11 protein-coding genes are annotated in these 13,419 nt (G+C 70.4%); 3 read left to right on the top strand and 8 right to left on the bottom strand.

Annotated elements, in window-relative coordinates:
* Positions 1–9: 9 nt before the first annotated feature.
* The 4 genes from ACT53R_RS18365 to folC form a co-directional block, all read right to left on the bottom strand.
* Positions 10–825 carry a ferritin-like domain-containing protein gene (locus tag ACT53R_RS18365; RefSeq protein ID WP_476173365.1) on the bottom strand — a complete coding sequence of 272 codons (816 nt, stop codon included), beginning with the start codon at positions 823–825 and terminating at the stop codon, positions 10–12.
* Positions 826–915: 90 nt separating this feature from the next.
* On the bottom strand, positions 916–2,385 hold the full coding sequence (gene purF, locus ACT53R_RS18360) for an amidophosphoribosyltransferase (RefSeq protein ID WP_476173364.1): 1,470 nt from the start codon (positions 2,383–2,385) through the stop codon (positions 916–918).
* An 87-nt stretch (positions 2,386–2,472) separates the two neighbouring features.
* Positions 2,473–3,726, bottom strand: a complete 1,254-nt coding sequence (locus ACT53R_RS18355; RefSeq protein ID WP_476173363.1) for an SPOR domain-containing protein — start codon at positions 3,724–3,726, stop codon at positions 2,473–2,475.
* Between the two features lie 74 nt (positions 3,727–3,800).
* Complete coding sequence (gene folC / locus ACT53R_RS18350) at positions 3,801–5,102, bottom strand: bifunctional tetrahydrofolate synthase/dihydrofolate synthase (RefSeq protein WP_476173362.1); 1,302 nt, start codon at positions 5,100–5,102, stop codon at positions 3,801–3,803.
* A gap of 49 nt (positions 5,103–5,151) precedes the next feature.
* Between folC and ACT53R_RS18345 the strand changes: the two genes are divergently transcribed.
* The gene (locus tag ACT53R_RS18345; protein WP_476173361.1) at positions 5,152–6,021 is read left to right on the top strand and encodes an aldo/keto reductase; all 870 of its coding nucleotides are present in this window, start codon (positions 5,152–5,154) and stop codon (positions 6,019–6,021) included.
* 102 nt (positions 6,022–6,123) lie between these two features.
* On the opposite strand, the gene ACT53R_RS18340 is transcribed toward ACT53R_RS18345, so the two are convergent.
* Positions 6,124–6,774, bottom strand: coding sequence for a histidine phosphatase family protein (locus tag ACT53R_RS18340; RefSeq protein WP_476173360.1), 651 nt, complete (start codon positions 6,772–6,774; stop codon positions 6,124–6,126).
* A 4-nt stretch (positions 6,775–6,778) separates the two neighbouring features.
* Complete coding sequence (serA, locus tag ACT53R_RS18335; protein ID WP_476173359.1) at positions 6,779–8,356, bottom strand: phosphoglycerate dehydrogenase; 1,578 nt, start codon at positions 8,354–8,356, stop codon at positions 6,779–6,781.
* A gap of 389 nt (positions 8,357–8,745) precedes the next feature.
* On the opposite strand from serA, the gene ACT53R_RS18330 reads away from it, so the two are divergent.
* The gene (locus tag ACT53R_RS18330) at positions 8,746–8,991 is read left to right on the top strand and encodes a hypothetical protein (protein ID WP_476173358.1); all 246 of its coding nucleotides are present in this window, start codon (positions 8,746–8,748) and stop codon (positions 8,989–8,991) included.
* Positions 8,992–9,064: 73 nt separating this feature from the next.
* Here ACT53R_RS18330 and ACT53R_RS18325 read toward each other — a convergent pair whose 3' ends face one another.
* On the bottom strand, positions 9,065–11,257 hold the full coding sequence (locus tag ACT53R_RS18325) for a S46 family peptidase (protein WP_476173357.1): 2,193 nt from the start codon (positions 11,255–11,257) through the stop codon (positions 9,065–9,067).
* Positions 11,258–11,453: 196 nt separating this feature from the next.
* Here ACT53R_RS18325 and tdh point away from each other — a divergent pair, with 196 nt between their 5' ends.
* Positions 11,454–12,476, top strand: a complete 1,023-nt coding sequence (gene tdh / locus ACT53R_RS18320) for an L-threonine 3-dehydrogenase (RefSeq protein WP_476173394.1) — start codon at positions 11,454–11,456, stop codon at positions 12,474–12,476.
* A gap of 133 nt (positions 12,477–12,609) precedes the next feature.
* Here the strand turns inward: tdh and ACT53R_RS18315 are convergent, their stop codons facing one another.
* Positions 12,610–13,317, bottom strand: coding sequence for a TorF family putative porin (locus ACT53R_RS18315; protein WP_476173356.1), 708 nt, complete (start codon positions 13,315–13,317; stop codon positions 12,610–12,612).
* Positions 13,318–13,419 lie beyond the last annotated feature (102 nt).

Genomic DNA, 13,419 nt, shown 5'->3' with positions numbered 1-13,419 from the left:
ATGCCCGGATCACGCCATTTCCGCCACCGCACTCTGCAGTGCCGCGAGCTCTCGTTCACTGAAGCCGGCCGCGCTCCGCGCATCGAGATTGAACGGGCCGTGGAGCACGCCGCGGCCGTACTCGACGAGCAGCCGGCGGAACGTCGGTTCGGGATCGACGCCCTCGCGTTCGCAATGCCAGCGGAACCAGCGCGAGCCCGCGGCGACGTGGCCCACTTCCTCGCGCAGGATCACCTCGAGGATGTCGGCGGTCGCGTGGTCGCCGAGCTGCCGCAGCTTCAGGATCATGCCGGGCGTGACGTCCAGCCCGCGTGCCTCCAGCACGCGCGGCACCAGCGCCATGCGTTCCAGCCCGGAATGCGCGGTCTTCTCGGCCATTTCCCACAGGCCGTTGTGCGCGTCGAAATCGCCGTAGTCGTGGTCAAGCGCTTTCAGTCGCTCGCGCAGCATGACGAAATGCCGCGCCTCGTCGTGCGCGACCTGCGCCCAGTCGGCGTAGAAATCGCGCGGCATGCCACGGAAGCGATACACCGCATCCCAGGCCAGATCGATCGCGTTGAACTCGATGTGCGCGACCGAATGCAGGAACGCGGCGCGACCTTCGTTCGTGCCGAAGCCGCGACGCGGCAACTCGCGCGGATGCACCAGCCGCGGACACGCGGGACGGCCGGGCATGCGGATGGGCTCGGGTGGCGGCGCGTCGTCGTCGATGGCGAGTTCGCCACGGGCGAAGGCCTCGGCCGTGGACAACGTCAGCGCGACCTTGTCCTCCGGCGTCGCGGCGCAGAGGCAGGCGTGGGCGGCGGTGAACAACATCGATTCCATCGCTTCGGCTTTTCGTAGGAGCGACGTGAGTCGCGACTCGGTGTCATGGATCGCCAGGTCGCGACTCACGTCGCTCCTACAAGAAGCGCTTCACCCCGCCATCCGCCGCTTCTTCTTCGCCTCGTCGGAACGCAACTGACGCAGGCGCTCGAAGTAGCCGGGTTCGATACCGGTGACGTATTCGCCGTTGAAGCACGAGCTGTCGAACTTGCGGCCCGGGAACTTCGGGCCGGCGACGGCGGCTTCGAGGTCGGCGAGGTCCTGGTAGACCAGCCAGTCGCAGCCGAGCAGATCCTGGATCTGCTGCTCGGTGCGGTTGTGCGCGACCAGTTCGTCGGCCGACGGCATGTCGATGCCGTACACGTTCGGGTAACGCACCGGCGGCGCGGCGGAGGCGAGATAGACCTTCTTGGCGCCGGCATCGCGCGCCATCTGCACGATCTGTTGCGACGTGGTGCCACGCACGATCGAATCGTCGACCAGCAGCACCACGCGATTGCGGAATTCGAGCGGGATCGGATTGAGCTTGCGGCGCACGGATTTCGCGCGCTCGCCCTGCCCCGGCATGATGAAGGTGCGGCCGACGTAGCGGTTCTTGATGAAGCCCTCGCGGTACTTCACGCCGAGCACGTTCGCGATCTCCAGCGCGGCGTCGCGCGAGGTGTCGGGGATCGGGATGACGACGTCGATGCCGTGGTCGGGCCGCTCGCGCAGGATCTTCTCGCCGAGGGTCACGCCCATGCGCATCCGCGCCTTGTGCACCGAGATCTCGTCCATCATCGAATCGGGGCGCGCGAAGTACACGAACTCGAAGATGCACGGCCGCAGGTCGCCTTCGGCGCACTGGCGCGAATGCAGTTCGCCGCGAGGCGTGATCACCACCGCCTCGCCCGGCGCCACGTCGCGCAGGCGCTCGAAGCCGAGCACGTCCAGCGCCACCGACTCGGAGGCCAGCGCGTATTCGGTGCCGGCGTCGGTCTGGCGGCGGCCCAGCACCAGCGGACGGATGCCGTTCGGGTCGCGGAACGCCACCAGGCCCAGGCCCAGCACCACGGTCAGCACCGCGTAGCCGCCCTTGGCGCGGCGGATCACGTTCTCGATCGCGCGGAACGCGGCGTCGGGCGTCAGCACGCGCTGCTTGTCCAGCTCGTGCGCGAACACGTTGAGCAGCACTTCCGAATCGGACTCGGTGTTGACGTTGCGGCGGTCCTGTTCGAACACCTCGCGCCGCAACGTGTCGGTGTTGATCAGGTTGCCGTTGTGCGCCAGCGCGATCCCGAACGGCGAATTCACGTAGAACGGCTGCGCCTCGTCGCTGCCCTCGCTGCCCGCGGTGGGATAACGGCAGTGGCCGATGCCGACGCGCCCCTGCAGCAGCGCCATCTCGCTGGCGCGGAAGGCGTCGCGCACGAGGCCGTTGCCCTTGACCACGCGCAGCGCGGTGCCGTTGGCGGTGGCGATACCGGCGGCGTCCTGTCCGCGATGCTGGAGCACGGTGAGCCCGTCGTAGAGCTGGGCCGCGACGTCCGTGGTGCCGACGATGCCGATGATGCCGCACATGGTTGGGGACTCCGGGTCACGCGAAAACGCGCCTCGCGGGCGCGGGACACACGATGGCCGCTGCGCCGGACCGGGCCGGCGCGACGGTCAGGGATACGGGCGGACGATGCCGTCGACGCCGACCTTCGCCTGCACCTGCGCCTTGAGCTGGTCGGCGGCGGCGCGATCGACGGCGGGACCGACGCGGACGCGGGTGAGCTTGCCCTTGTCGGTGCTGACGGTCTCGGTGAAGGCGGTGAAGCCGGCGGCGCGGAGCTTCTCGCGCAGGGCGCCGGCCTCGGTGGCGTCGGAGAACGCGCCGACCTGCACCGCGAAGCCGACCTTGGCGGCAGCGGGCACGGTCGCAGCCGGCTTGGGCGCCGTCGGCTTCGGCGCGACGGGCGTCAGCGCGGAGGATTTCGGCGCGACCGGGGTCAGCGGCTGCGAAGCGGCGGTCGATGTCGGGGCCGGCTTGGCCGGGACAGGCGCGGGCTTCGTCGTGGCGACCGGCGGGGTCGGCGCAGGCTTGGCCGGCGTGGTCGCGGTCGGCTTCGGTTCCGGCTTCGCGGCGACCGGCGGGGCGGGCTTCGGTTCCGGCTTCGCGGGCGCGGGCTTCGCCGGCTCGGTCGCGGTCGGCTTCGGCGGCTCGACGGGCGTGGCGGCGGCGGTCGCGGGCGCCGGAGTCGTTGTCGCGGCCGGCGCAGGCTCGGCATCCAGCGCCACCACGCGCACCGGCACGTCGCTGCGCACTTCCAGCGCCTTCAGGCGGACGCTTTCGGCCTCGGCGCGGGTGGCGTACGGCCCGATCCGCACCCGGAACGCGGGCTTGCCGTTGACGGTCGTGGTTTCGCTGTAGGCCGGCAGGCCGGCGTTCTTCGCCAGCGCGACCACGGTGTCCGCGCCCTTCTGGGTGGCGTAGGCGCCGAAGTGGACGGCGTAGTCGCCGGCGGCGGTGGTCGGCGGCAGCGCGCTGGCCGGGGCGGTCGCATCCGCGGGCGTCGTGCCGGCAGCGGGCGGGGTGGTGCCATCCGCGGGCGTCGTGCCGGCAGCGGGCGGGGTGGTGCCATCGGCGGGCGGCTGGCCGGGGACGGCGGCGGGATCGGTGGGCGTCGCGGTGGCGGCGGGACGATCGACCGGCGTCGCATCCATGCCCACCGCACCACCCTGCGGCACCTGACCCGGGGCCGCCAGCGGCAGCTCGCGGGTCTCCATCTCGCCGGCCGGGGCGTCGGGCATCTTGAGCGACACGTCCGAGACGCCGCTGTCGGGCGCCGGGCCCTTGACCAGCATGGGCAGGAAGATGACCGCCAGCGCGACCAGCACGGCCGCGCCGATGAGGCGCTGTTTGAGGGCAGTGTCCATCGACGACGGGGGTCCGCAGGAAAGGCGGGCGGATTATACCCTCCGGCCACCGGGCCGACCGGCCGCGGACCGTCTCAGGCGTCCCCTGCTTCAGCCGCCAGCGCCGCGGCCGCGGTGTGGAACGAGCCGAACACCAGCACGCGCGTGCCCGGCGTCGCGGCGGCGCGGGCGGCGGCCAGGGCGTCGGCGACACTCGCGCAGCGAGTGCCCGCGGCGGCGGGGGTGCCCGCGAGCGCGCCCGCGAACGCGTCCACGTCGCGTCCGCGCGGGCCGGCGTCGGCGAGGCCGGCAAGCCACCAGCGGTCGACCTGCGGCGCGAGTGCATCGACGACGCCGACGATGTCCTTGTCGGCCAGCGCCGCGAAGACCGCGAATGTCGGGCCGGCGGCCGGCGACGCCGCCAGCGCCTCGGCCAGCGCGCGCGCCGCCTGCGGGTTGTGGCCCACGTCGACCAGCACCTCGACGCCGTCGCGCACGAACCGTTGCAGTCGTGCCGGCACCCGCACCGCGCCCATGCCGTCGACGAAGGCCGCATCGGGCAGTTCGTCGGGCAGCGCATGCAGCGCGGCGATGGCGACCGCGGCGTTGCGCAGCTGCACCGGCACCGCCAGCGCGGGCATCGGCAGCTCGAATTCGCGGCCGAGCGTGCGCCAGCGCCAGTGCGCGGTGCCGCCGTCCTCGGCGTCGACCGGCTCGAAGAAGAAATCGCAGCCGATGCGCACCGCCGACGCGCCGATCGCGTACGCACGGCCGAGCACGCTCGACGGCGGATCGTCGTCGCCCAGCACCAGCGGCGTCCATGCGCGGGCGATGCCGGCCTTCTCGGCGCCGATGGCCTCGATCGTGTCGCCCAGCCAGTCCTGGTGGTCGAGATCGACCGTGGTGATGACGGCGACGTCGGGATCGACGAGGTTCACCGCGTCGAGACGCCCGCCGAGACCGACTTCCAGCACCGCGAGATCGAGATCGCGGCGCGCGAACAGCCACAGCGCGGCCAGCGTGCCGTACTCGAAGTACGTCAGCGGCACGGCGCCGCCGGGCATCGCGTTGCGCGCGGCGTCCACGGCCTCGAACGCTGCGACGAGCGACGCGTCGTCCGCGTCGATGCCGTCGATGCGCACGCGTTCGTTGTAGCGCAGCAGGTGCGGCGAGGTGTAGGCGCCGACCCGCCAGCCGGCGGCACGGGCGATGGCTTCGATGAAGGCGACGGTCGAGCCCTTGCCGTTGGTGCCGCCGACGGTGATCACGCGGCGCGCGGGTTTCGGCAGCGCCATGGCGTCGGCGACGGCGCGCACGCGCTCCAGTCCCATTGCAATCGTTTTCGGGTGCTGTGCCTCGATGAAGGCCAGCCAGTCGGACAGGGTGCGCGTGGTCATGCCGCTATTATCCGGCGCGGACACCCCGCCCGGCCACCGCGAGACCCGCATGCCCCTGCCCGCGCCCATCCTCGGTTCGATGCGTTTCGGCGACTGGGGCGCGCGGCTGTCGCCGGACGCCGTCGCCGACCTGCTGTCGGCGGCCTTCGACCACGGCATCGATACGCTGGACCTCGCCGACATCTACGGCGGCCACACCACGAACGCGCTGGTCGGCGCCGCGCTCGCGCGCCGGCCGGGCTTGCGTGCACGTCTGCACCTGGTCGCGAAGATCGGCATCGTCATGGCGTCCAGCCCCGGCAACCCGCGCGGCGTGCAGCACTACGACCTGTCGATCGCGCACCTGCGCCGGGCACTCGACGACACGCTGATCGCGCTCGGGACCGACCGCGTCGACACGCTGATGCTGCACCGCTTCGATCCGCTGCTGGACCCGGCGACGATCGCCGACTGGGTGCGCGACGAACAGCGCGAGGGCCGCATCGGCGCGTTCGGCGTGTCGAACTTCGATGCGCAGGCGCTGCCGCTGTTCGACGGCCAGTTGTCGATCGTCGCGAACCAGATCGAACTGTCGCTGGCGAACGCGCGTGCGCTCGACGACGGCACCCTCGCCGCCACCCGCGCCCGCGGCGCCGAGGCACAGGCGTGGTCACCGCTGGGCGGCGGCGCGTTGCTCGATCCGCATTCGCCGATGGGCAGTCGCCTGCACGCGCCGCTGCAGGCGATGGCCGCGGAATTCGGCCTCGATCCCGCGTCACTGCTGCTGCGCTGGGTCGCGACGTTGCCCGACACCCGCGTCGTGCTCGGCACCGCAAATCACACCCGCCTCACCGACGCCGTCCGCGCCTGCAGCGAACCGCTGCCGCGCGATGCGTGGTACGCGCTGTACGAAGCGGCGCGCGGACATCCCGTGCCGTAGTCCCGTAGGGCGGGTCTTGACCCGCCATTCTGATCGGAAGAGGCGGGTCAAGAGCGGCGGGTCAAGACCCGCCCTACGGCGTCTTGCGGGATGGCGATCCGATCACAGCGCCCGATGCACCGCTTCCCCGAACAAGGCCGTGTGATGCGCGCAGTCGTTGAGCCGCACCACTTCCATGCGCGCGGCCTCGGGGCCTTCGAGCAGGTTCAGCGTCGCCGGCGCCTGGCGGAAGCTCCACAGGCGGTTGAGCGGAATGCCGAGGATCCGGCACAGCAGCACGCGGTTGACCGCATCGTGCGCGACGATCAGCAGCGTGTCGCCGTCGCCGAGACCGGCGGTGGCGCGCTCGAACGCAGGCCACGCACGATCCAGCACCTGCTGCAGCGATTCGCCGCCGGCGCCGGGCATCTGCACCGTCTCCGGCGCTTCGCGCCAGTCGCGCAGGCGCTCCGGATCGCGTTCGCGGATCTCGCTGGCGAGCAGGCCTTCCCACTCGCCGTGCGCGATCTCGAGCAGGCCGGCGTCGGTGCCGAGCTGCGCCTTGCGCGCATCGCCGAGCGCGAACTCGGCGGTGGTGCGGGCGCGGGTCAGCGGCGACGCGATGGCACGATCGATGCGCACGTCGGCGAGGCGCGCACCGAGGGCGCGCGCCTGGCCTTCGCCCGTGGGCGACAGCGGGATGTCGATCTGGCCCTGGTAGCGGCCTTCGGCGTTCCACGGCGTTTCGCCGTGGCGTGCGAGGAGGACGCGCATGGGATCAGACCTGCTGCAGCGAGAGGATGCCCGGCGTCGCCTTCAGCGTCGCGAGCTGGTCCTCGGTGAGCGGCTTGTCGACCGTGATCGCCGCGCGTGCCTGGCCGTCGCCGGCGGCACCGAGCGCGAAGTTGACGATGTTCACGCCGGCCGCGCCGAGCTGCGAACCCACCAGGCCGATCATGCCAGGGCGGTCCTCGTTGCGCATCAGCAGCACGTGCGCGAGCGGGTCGAACTCGATCTCGACGCCGTCCAGACGCACGACGCGCGGGCCGCGATGCAGCGTGGCCTCGATCTCGCGGGTGCGGACCTTGCCGGTGCCGTTGTCGCCGACCACGCGCACCTTCAGCAGGCGATCGAAACCGTCGCCATCGCCGCCGACGGTCTCGGCCACGGTCAGGCCGCGCGCGGCCGCTTCGGCGAGCGCGTTCACGGGCGTGACGCGACCGGACGCGGTGCCGAGCAGCGCGGCGACCAGCAGGCGGGTCAGCGGGCGGGTGTCGAGCGCATCGGTGCGGCCGGCGTAGGTGATCTCGAGGCGCGTCGGCGCGCGGACGAGGCGCACGGCGAGACGGCCGAGCGCGGACATCAGCGGCATCCACGGGCCGACTTCGCGCGCGGCTTCGGCGGTCAGCGGCGGCAGGTTGACGCAGCCGGCGACCGCGCCGGTGGCGACGAAATCGATGATCTGCTTGGCGAGGATGGTGCTCACCGCCTGCTGCGCTTCGCTGGTGGACGCGCCGAGGTGGGGGGTGAGGATCAGCTTCGGATGCGCGCGCAGCGGCGAATCGGCCTGCAGCGGCTCGGTCGCGAAGGTATCGAGCGCGGCACCGGCGAGATGGCCTTCGTCCAGCAGCGCGAGCAACGCGTCTTCATCGACCAGCCCGCCGCGCGCGGCGTTGACGAGGTACGCGCCCTTCTTCATCTGGCGCATGCGCGCCTCGGACAGCAGGTTGGTGGTGTCCTTGGTGCGCGGGATGTGCAGGGTGATGATGTCGGCCCAGGCCAGCAGCTCGTCGAGCGTCTTCAGCGCGACGCTGCCCTTGGCGGCGGCGTTGGGCGGCAGGAACGGATCGTAGGCGGCAACGTCCATGCCGATGCCCTGCGCCTTGCGCGCGACGGTGCCGCCGATGCGGCCCAGGCCGATCACGCCGAGCTTCTTCCCTTCGAGTTCGAAGCCGGTGAGGCCAGCCTTCGGCCACTGCCCGGCCTTCATGCCGGCGTCGGCCTTCGGGATGTGGCGGGCCAGCGCGAACAGCAGCGAGATCGCGTGTTCGGCGGCGGCGAGGGTGTTGCCGTCGGGGGCGTTCATCACCGCGATGCCGCGGGCGGTGGCGGCATCGACGTCGATGGTGTCGACGCCGGCGCCGGCGCGGCCGATGACCTTCAGCTGCTTCGCGGCCTCGATGGCCTCGGCGGTGATCAGCGTGGACGAGCGCACGAGCACGGCATCGACGCTTTCGAGCGCCGCGGCGAGCTTCGCGGGGTCCTTGATCGGATCGGAGATTTCGACGGTCCAACCGGCGTCACGGAACATCGCCAGGCCGTCTTCGTGGATACCATCGCATGCCAGCACTTTCATTGGGGTCGGCTCCTGAGTGGGGAAGAAATCCCGCGGAGCCCTGCTGGCCGGCACTGCGCAAACATCGTGGATCGATGCGTGGACCGATGACGCTGGTCCGGGGGATCGGCTGCAGCCGTGACGGCTGGACAGGCGATCCACCTGCGGGTCGGGAGACGGGGCCGGCTGGCATGGGAATCCGCGACCCGGAAAGCGTAGCAGAGGCGGCACCGGCATGACCAGCGCGGCCGCGACCGGCCGTCGGAATCCTCCGGCGCTGCCATGACGGCCGTCGCGCGCGGGCGAAAACGTGATCGCAACACCGGCATCACGACATGCGAACACCGGCGCGGCTACAGTCGGGCGGCCGGGCCCTGTCCCCGGCATCCGTACACACAAGGAGTCCCGTGATGAAGACATCGATCCTGCGCGGCCGCCGGCCGTGGCTGCTCGCCCTGTTCGCTTCCCTCGCCCTCGGCACGGCGTTCGCCGCGAACCCGGGGCCGACCTCGATCGGCGAGTTCTACTACTACTTCGACACCAGCGGCAACACGATCGGGTACCGCGCGATCGACTGCAACGGCAACCTCACGGCATGGGGCAAGACCAGCGCGCGCTATTCCAACGGCTACGCGATCTGCCTGCCGCGCGACTGACCGCCGGGCAGAACGTCGCACGCGAAAACGCCGGCTCGCGCCGGCGTTTTCGTGTTCGCGATGCGGGCGTCGATCACTTCTTCGCCGGCACGCCCAGTTCCTGCAGCAGCTGCGGCGCCGGGAACACTTCCTGCATGATCCAGCGCATGTAGCGCTGGTCGACCGAGATCATGCGGTTGATGCTGCCGTCGTACACCCAGTTGGAGCTGACCGACTCCCAGTTGCCGTCGAAGGCCAGGCCGACGAGGCGGCCGTTGCCGTCCAGCACCGGCGAACCCGAATTGCCACCGGTGATGTCGAGGTCGGACAGGAAGTTCACCGGCACGGTGCCCAGCTTCTTGTCGGCGAGCCCGCCGTAGCGGCGCGCCTTGATCGCCTCCAGCAGCGAGGCCGGGGCGTCGAACGGGTCCTGGCCGGTCGCCTTCGCCGCGACCTCCTCCAGCAGCGTGAACGGCTTCTGCCGGGTGCCGTCGCGCTTGGTGTAGGCGACGACGTTGCCGAACGTGATGCGCAGCGAACCGTTGGCGTCGGGATACACCGCTTCGCCGCGGCTCTTCTTGTAGTCGGCCACTGCCTGCAGGTAAACCGGGCGCGCGGCCAGCGCATCGCCGGCGCGTGCCTTGCGTGCTTCCTCGAGGCGCAGCAGGGTCGGCATCATCGACACGACGTAGCGGATCGCCGGGTCCTTGCTGGTCTCGAACGCCTTGCGGTCGGCCTTCATCCAGCGCAGGCGCTCGTCGGTGGCGCCCAGCTTGCTGGTGCCCATCGCCTTCAGCGCGGCGGCGATGGCCTTGTCGTCGCTGCCCTTGAGCCAGGCGTCGAGCGGCGCGAGGCGCTGCTCCTTCGGCAGCTTCACGTATTGCTGCAGCCAGTAGCGGGTCAGCTCGCGATCCATGCTCGGCGCGTAGCGGCGCTCCATCTGGCGCAGGTCGCCCTCGATGCGCGCGTAGTCGCGCTGCTGGTAGCCGGGCTCGCGCTCGGCGTCGGGCTTGGCGCGTTCGATCGCCAGCCGGTACAGCTGCACCGCGGTAGCCAGCACGCCGTTGCGGCCCAGCTGGGCCAGCACGAGGTCGCGCTCGCGGGTGGCGGCGGCCTGGGTCTGCAGGCCGACCAGGGTCTTGTACGCCGCCAGCGCCGGCTCGCCGGCGCGGCCGCGCTTGCGCAGGAACATCTGCACCGCTTCTTCCTGCTTCTGCTTGATGCCGATCGCGCCCATGCGCTCGAAACCTTCGAGCTGGCCGTCGTAGTTCTTCAGCGTGTTCTCGAGGCTGCGCACGATGCTGGCGTACTTCACCGCGACGTCGGGGTTCTTGCGACCCTCGGCGTCGACCAGCGCGACCATCGCCTTGTAGTGGCGGCTGATGGTGGGATAGGACCAGTCCACCGTCTGCACGAACTCGTCCGCCAGCGCGTAGCGGTTGGTGCTGCCCGGGTAGCCGGCGACCATCACGAAATCGCCCGCGGCCAGCGGCTTGTCGGCGAGCTTCAGCCACTGCTTCGGGCGATACGGCACGTTGTCGGCTGAATACGGCGCCGGGCGGCCGTCGCGGGCGACGTAGGCGCGGTAGAACGAGAAGTCGCCGGTGTGGCGCGGCCACATCCAGTTGTCGACCTCGCCGCCGTAGTTGCCGACGCTGCCGGGCGGCGCGTAGACCAGGCGCACGTCCTTGATCTCGAGGTTGCGGAACAGCCGGTAGGCGCCGCCGCCGGCGAAGCTGTACAGGCGACAGCGGAAGCCTTCGGTCTTCTCGCAGTCGGCGATCAGGCGCTTCTCGATGGTGTCGTAGGCCTGGCTGCGGGCCAGCGCGTCGGGCGCCGCGGCGATGGCCGCCTGCACCTGCGAGGTCACGTCGTCGATGCGGTCGAGCACGAAGATGCGCGCGCCGGGGCCGGCGCTCAGCTCCTGCGCCTGCGTGGCGGCATTGAAGCCGTTCACGATCAGGTTCTTCTCCGGCGTGGAGTTCAGCTGGATCGCACCGTAGGCACAGTGGTGGTTGGTCGCGAGCAGGCCCTGCGGCGAGACGAAGCTGCCGGTGCAGCCACCCAGCGAGACCACGGCGCCCAGCGGGTCGCCGGTGAGGTCGGCCATCTGCTTCGGGGTCAGCTTGAGCCCTGCGGTCCTGAGCGGCCCGGCGATCTCCGGCAGCTGCTGCGGCACCCACATGCCTTCGGCAGCGCGGGCGGAGGGCGAGGCGGCACCGGCGGCGGCGGTCAGGGCGGCGACGGCGAGGACGAGGGGACGCGTGGCGGAACCGGGACGGGACATGGGCAGGTCTGGCGCGGGACAAAGAGCGCGAGTGTATCGGCTGGCCGGTGACACCCGCCATGCCCGTTAGTCACACCCCGGCCACGTCGCGCGCGCCGCCCGGGCATGCCCATCGGCACGGTCCGGACGCCACGGCCCGGGGCTTATAATCCGCGCCCCCAGTAGTACGAACGGGCAGGCCATGGCCGCGACGATGATGAAGGCGCTGGTGAAGCGCGAAGCCGCCAGGGGCATCTGGATGGAACAGGTGCCGGTGCCCTCCCCCGGCGCCAACGAGGTGCTGATCAAGCTGGAGAAGACCGCGATCTGCGGCACCGACCTCCACATCTACCTGTGGGACGAGTGGAGCCAGCGCACGATCCGGCCCGGACTGGTGATCGGCCACGAGTTCGTCGGCCGCATCGCCGAGATCGGCCCGGGCGTCACCGGCTACCGGCCGGGCCAGCGGGTGACCGCCGAGGGCCACATCGTCTGCGGCCACTGCCGCAACTGCCGCGCCGGCAAGCAGCACCTGTGCCCGAACACAGTCGGCATCGGCGTGAACCGCGACGGCGCGTTCGCCGAATACATGGTGATCCCGGCCAGCAACCTGTGGCCGATCCCGGACCAGATCCCCAGCGAGCTGGCCGCGTTCTTCGACCCTTACGGCAACGCCGCGCACTGCGCGCTGGAGTTCGACGTGGTCGGCGAGGACGTGCTGATCACCGGCGCCGGCCCGATCGGGGTCATGGCGGCGGGCATCTGCAAGCACATCGGCGCCCGCAACGTGGTGGTGACCGACGTCAACGACTACCGCCTGAAGCTGGCCGCCGACATGGGCGCCACCCGGGTGGTGAACGTTTCCAAGGCCTCGCTGAAGGAAACGATGGCCGACCTGCACATGGAAGGCTTCGACGTGGGCTTGGAGATGAGCGGCAACCCGCGCGCCTTCAACGACATGCTCGACTGCATGTACCACGGCGGCAAGATCGCCCTGCTCGGCCTGCAGCCCAAGGGCGCAGGCATCGACTGGGACCGGATCATCTTCAAGGGCCTGACGCTGCACGGCATCTACGGCCGGCGCATGTACGAGACCTGGTACAAGATGACCCAGCTCGTCCTCTCCGGCTTCCCGCTGGGCAAGGCGCTGACCCACCAACTGCCGATCGACGAGTTCCAGACCGGCTTCGACCTCATGGAGTCCGGCCGGTCCGGCAAGGTCGTCCTGAGCTGGAATTGATCGCTGAATACGATTTCAGGTCGGATTCCGACAATTCTGAACCGTATTGATAGAAATTCCGGATAGCGTGACCCCCAATGAAAACGGGCGCCACGAGGGCGCCCGTCGGGTCTTGCGGACGTCGCTGGCAGAATCAGCCGCCGATCGCGAAGGTCAGCACGACCTTGTCTTCGGCATTGTCCTTGCCGAACACGTTGTCGGCGTCGCCGTTGGTGCCGACGTAGCCCAGGCCGACGTTGACCGGCCCGAAGTCGCGGTTCACGCCGACCGAGTAGTCGAAGTAGCCGTCTTCGGTGGCGATGTCGTTGTCGAGGGTCGTGTAGCCGACGCTGGCGGTCAGGTTCACGTCCTTGCCGACGCCCCAGTTGCCGCCCAGGCCGAGATAGGTGCTGTCGGTGTCGGTGTTGAGGTAGTCGTTGGTGTAGCCGAGGGTGACGGTGTAGTTCTCGGCGATCGTGGCCTTGCCGACCAGCTCGTTGTAGGCGTAGTTCACGCCGTCCGGCTCGCCGGCATAGTTGTAGCGGACCAGCTGCACGTCGAGATTCACCTTGTCGGACACGTCGCCGTTCCAGCCGACGAAGGTGTCGATCTCGGCGTCGGTGGGATCGCTGTGGCCGAAGTCCACGTTCGAGGCCCAGGCGCCGACGTACAGGCCGTTGGTCCAGCTGTAGCCGACGCCGCCCTGGAGGGCCGGATGGTCATCGGTCTGCGAGATACCGCGGAAGAAGTATTCGGACGTGGCGGCGGCGTTCCAGTTGAGGCCGGAGCTGTCTTCGTCCTGGGCAAAGGCCGCGAACGGCGTGGCGGCCAGCAGGGCGAGGGCGATGAGATGTTTGCGCACGAGGTCCTCCTGAAGGAAATGGGATGGCGGGATCTGGGGGGGGAGTGGGTGCGCATTTCGGCGGCACCGTCCCGAGATTAACCCATATTTAACCCCTGCGGG

The organism is Lysobacter sp. DMC104 (genome assembly GCF_056313665.1).
The sequence above is the reverse complement of the archived record's forward strand: the minus strand, read 5'-3'. Positions and strand labels throughout refer to the sequence as shown.

What these genes read in the sequence shown, in the direction of transcription:
- tdh (WP_476173394.1), top strand. Translation starts at nt 11,454, where the DNA reads ATGAAGGCGCTGGTGAAGCGCGAAGCCGCCAGGGGCATCTGGATGGAA.
- folC (WP_476173362.1), bottom strand. Translation starts at nt 5,102, where the DNA reads ATGACCACGCGCACCCTGTCCGACTGGCTGGCCTTCATCGAGGCACAG.
- ACT53R_RS18325 (WP_476173357.1), bottom strand. Translation starts at nt 11,257, where the DNA reads ATGTCCCGTCCCGGTTCCGCCACGCGTCCCCTCGTCCTCGCCGTCGCC.
- purF (WP_476173364.1), bottom strand. Translation starts at nt 2,385, where the DNA reads ATGTGCGGCATCATCGGCATCGTCGGCACCACGGACGTCGCGGCCCAG.
- ACT53R_RS18340 (WP_476173360.1), bottom strand. Translation starts at nt 6,774, where the DNA reads ATGCGCGTCCTCCTCGCACGCCACGGCGAAACGCCGTGGAACGCCGAA.
- ACT53R_RS18345 (WP_476173361.1), top strand. Translation starts at nt 5,152, where the DNA reads ATGCCCCTGCCCGCGCCCATCCTCGGTTCGATGCGTTTCGGCGACTGG.
- ACT53R_RS18365 (WP_476173365.1), bottom strand. Translation starts at nt 825, where the DNA reads ATGGAATCGATGTTGTTCACCGCCGCCCACGCCTGCCTCTGCGCCGCG.
- serA (WP_476173359.1), bottom strand. Translation starts at nt 8,356, where the DNA reads ATGAAAGTGCTGGCATGCGATGGTATCCACGAAGACGGCCTGGCGATG.
- ACT53R_RS18355 (WP_476173363.1), bottom strand. Translation starts at nt 3,726, where the DNA reads ATGGACACTGCCCTCAAACAGCGCCTCATCGGCGCGGCCGTGCTGGTC.
- ACT53R_RS18330 (WP_476173358.1), top strand. Translation starts at nt 8,746, where the DNA reads ATGAAGACATCGATCCTGCGCGGCCGCCGGCCGTGGCTGCTCGCCCTG.